The organism is Breznakia blatticola, assembly GCF_004365815.1.
In the GTDB taxonomy this organism is placed as follows: Bacteria; Bacillota_I; Bacilli_A; order Erysipelotrichales; family Erysipelotrichaceae; genus Breznakia; species Breznakia blatticola.
The window spans coordinates 1-3,389 of record NZ_SODD01000079.1 but is presented as its reverse complement, the minus strand read 5'-3'; the positions used below and the strand labels follow the sequence as shown (position 1 = coordinate 3,389).

At 33.0% G+C, this 3,389-nt stretch carries 2 protein-coding genes; both read left to right on the top strand.

What is annotated here, in order from left to right:
- The first annotated feature begins 279 nt into the window (after positions 1 to 279).
- The gene (locus EDD63_RS11355) at positions 280 to 1,608 is read left to right on the top strand and encodes an RNA polymerase sigma factor (RefSeq protein WP_134171428.1); all 1,329 of its coding nucleotides are present in this window, start codon (positions 280 to 282) and stop codon (positions 1,606 to 1,608) included.
- Between the two features lie 78 nt (positions 1,609 to 1,686).
- Positions 1,687 to 3,276, top strand: coding sequence for a vWA domain-containing protein (locus EDD63_RS11350; RefSeq protein WP_134171427.1), 1,590 nt, complete (start codon positions 1,687 to 1,689; stop codon positions 3,274 to 3,276).
- Positions 3,277 to 3,389 lie beyond the last annotated feature (113 nt).

Here is a 3,389-nt window from a genome sequence, read left to right as displayed (position 1 = left end):
ACCTTCCTTATTTTTATATGGTAATCTTACATTTCAATGTATCATCATACATGTAACAATCTAAGTTAGGTGCGCATCGGTTGAATTAAGCCTTTTTTTATACTCTTCTATATGTAAATCATGTATAAATTCCGTATACAATATAACTATTTTCATATGATGGGCATATAAATTGACAGATTCCACATGACCCGTAAAATAAAATTAGTGCAATATAAAATCATTGATGAATAGAAAGAAATCACGGTGTGTGTCAGAAACGTGTTAAGGGAAGAAAGTATGAAAAAAGAACAGAAAAATCCAATTACAGTAGACATTGTTTTAGATGTTCAAAAAGGTAGCATTCATGCATTTGAAAAAATATATGAGCAATATCATAAGCGCATATACTTTTTTGCTTTGCACCATGTAAGTGATCAAGAAATTGCGAGCGATGTTGTGCAAAATACATTTATTGCAGTTCACCGACATGTCGCAAAATTAAAACATCCAGAAGCATTCCATGTATGGATTATGCGAATTGCGTACAATGAACTAATTAACATTGTCAGAAAACCAAAAGTAGAAACCATTTCATTGGAACAGGCAAAAGATGTAGATGCATATATTGATAAACATCGTTTTGTAATGCCTGAAAATGGTGATGATAAAATGATTTATGAAGTTGTTTCGTACAAAGTGAATACACTTGATGCGAAGTTTAAAGATGTCGCAACTTTAAAATTTCTTAATGGATATTCAGAAAATGAAATTGCATCAATAATGAATATTCCATTGGGAACAGTAAAAAGTCGATTGCGTAAAGTAAAAACAACTTTACAAAAATCATTGAAGGAACAAGGATTAACTCCACAAACCTACAAAGCAAGAGCACTTGCATTTACACCATTGATGTATCAAACGTATGCGTATATGTTTGAAACGGAAACTGCAAATGTGAGTTTGCATACAAATATCACGGAACTGATGCAATCACCAATACCGAAGGTGGCTGCTGCAGGCATTAGTGCATGGAAAATCACGCTTGCTGGTTCATTATGTATTGCTGGAGGTGCTGCAATTTGGTTTGTAATGCCTGAAGATAAACCAAAAGTTAAAGAACCAGTAGCAATTGTGGAGCCAAGTCATATTGCAAATGTAGTCTATAGTGATAACTACACCAATCAGCCAATCGAAGTTAGTGTTGAAACAACCAATGATAACTATGACAAAATATTGTTGAATCAAAGAGAAGATTTAACAATTTATGAAAATGGAAATTATGAAGTACATCTGATGAAAGATGACAAGGTTGTAGATAGCTATAGCTTTGAAGTAAATAACATTGATATCGACTTGCCAGAATATCAGGGATATACACTTGATGGAGATGTATGTACCGTGTATATAAAAGATTGGATATCTGGTGTGGATGAAGCAAAGATTCGCTATATAAAAAATGGTGATCCATATCTTCAATTTACATATAACAAAGATACACAAACCATAACTTTCGTGTATGAAAGCTATTCATCAAATGTTTTTTATGTGACAGATCAAGCGGGTAATGAACTCAAAGTTTCACTCGAATCTGAAAATTATTTTAAAAAAAGTGATCCAAGTGTGTGATGTGTCTCGTCTTAAGAAGCAACTAGGGATAAATTAACGTTGTTTCTAGACGGTCATGTGTTGAAGGAGGAAATAGAGATGAAAAAAGTAAAAGTATTCTTAAGTTTGATGATGGTGATTGTGTTTGGACTAAGTGCATATACGATGCAAATAAGTGCAAGCGAAAATGATGATCCAGGAATTCAAGTAGATGCAACAGCTTCTAGTACAGTTGTTGCTGGTAGTGATGATATGTATAGTTTAGACTTATCAATCGTAGGTGGAAAAACAAGTGAAAATGGAGTTACATATGAGCCTATTGATGTTGTTTTACTATTAGATACTTCATATAGTATGCATGGTGAACCATTTACAACAGCTAAAGAAAGTGCAAAACAATTCGCAACAGAACTACTTGCACATAGCAATCGTAATATACGTGTTAGTGTAATTGGATTTGGTGGGGGAATGACAATCCCTGGAACTAGCGATACATATCCAAATGCGATTACATATGTTGAACTTTCAAGTGATAGTAATCAAGTAGCACAAGCAATTGACAATATCACGATTACAGGTGCACAAACTGCAATGAAAGATGGAATTGAAGCAGCCAAAACACAATTTGATTCTTATAGCAATGCTTCAGCTATGCAATATCTAGTTTTATTAGGAGATGGAGCACCACAAGACGATTCAGTTTCTAGTGATGTTACGTACCGTGATTCATGTTATGCATCGATGCAAGCACTAGTTAGTAACAACGAAAATGTACATATTACTTCAATTGGATATCGATTAGATAAGGTTACACAAGAAGCAAGAGATGTTCTTTACAATTTGTCACAAATGAGTACATCTGGTCAATTCTATGATGCTTCTGAAGATAATTTATCAAGTGTTTTTGATGGGATTTATGTTGATATCTATACATTTATTGAAAAGTTAGATATCGAAGTACAAATTCCAGAAGGATTTACATATGTACCAAATTCACTAACAACTATAAGCAACGTAGTTGTTGATGATAGATTAGCAGCACAAAGTCGTATATTAAAAATTCATACAGGACAAATGAGTGAACTTGATCATATTGATTTATCATTTAAAGTGCAAATTGAGCAAAATACAAATAAAAAAGTTGGAAATACACTTGTATACAATTTTGATTACGACTACAAAACAGCAACAAGTGTAAAACAAGCAAATACAACAAGTTCAGTAGATTTACCAATTTATGAAGTAGCAACAAATAGTGGCGAACATGGACGTGTTTCAACTTCACGTTTAGTAGGTAAAGGTGCAAGTTATCAAGTTGCATGGGAAGCAGATGCAGGATACCAAGTATCAAAATTGTTGGTAAATAATCAAAGTGTAAATGTAGCAGATAAGCAAACAAGCTATACAATTGAAAACATTACAGATAACCAAAATGTACAAGTTAGTTTTGCGAAAGTACCTGTTGAAAAGCCAGTAACACCTACACCTAAACCAACGCCTACACCAAAACCAAGTGAAAAACCTTCGGTTGATGTAGATAAAAAAGATAAAATTGTTGTAAGTGTAGAAGGTGTAAATGGAAGTGTGAAAACTGCAGATACATCAAATGGATTATTCTACATGGGATTATTAGTTATCTCAGGTGCAGTGATTTTCTACACACGAAAAAAAGTAAGAACACAAAAATAAACAAACTGTAAAGACAAGGTGTAATTTTATCAACTGTGATAAAGTTTGTGCTTTGTCTTTTTAATATTTATTGATCCTTGCTCAATTTACAATTATTGGACAAGTATATGACA

Excerpts from the sequence above, each read along its gene's own strand:
- EDD63_RS11355 (WP_134171428.1), top strand. The coding sequence starts at position 280 with ATGAAAAAAGAACAGAAAAATCCAATTACAGTAGACATTGTTTTAGAT.
- EDD63_RS11350 (WP_134171427.1), top strand. The coding sequence starts at position 1,687 with ATGAAAAAAGTAAAAGTATTCTTAAGTTTGATGATGGTGATTGTGTTT.